The 242-nt window shown below is 62.4% G+C and carries 1 pseudogene; it reads right to left on the reverse strand.

Going from position 1 to position 242, the window contains the following annotated elements:
- Window positions 1–205: pseudogene (locus SB772_RS44855) on the reverse strand (hypothetical protein); the annotation flags it as partial.
- Between the last annotated feature and the right edge of the window lie 37 nt (window positions 206–242).

A 242-nucleotide genomic window follows, 5' to 3' on the forward strand; every position in this document is an offset into this window, starting at 1 on the left:
GCAGGAAGAGTTGCTCGAGCGCGTTGTCACCCATGCCGCCTGGCGAATTCCAGTTCGCGCCGGCATTGCTGCCGAAGTTGCCGCCGACGTTTGCCCACGCGTTCGGCTGTGAAGTGATGGATCGCGTGAACAGCGACGAAGGATCGGCCGCGCCCGTATATCCGCCAGCCGGGTAGGACAGCGTGGAAAATGCGCTATACGTCATGACGACTCCTTGTTAGCGAAGCGACGCGGTGGCCTGG

This window comes from Paraburkholderia sp. SIMBA_030 (assembly GCF_046535245.1).
GTDB lineage: Bacteria > Pseudomonadota > Gammaproteobacteria > Burkholderiales > Burkholderiaceae > Paraburkholderia.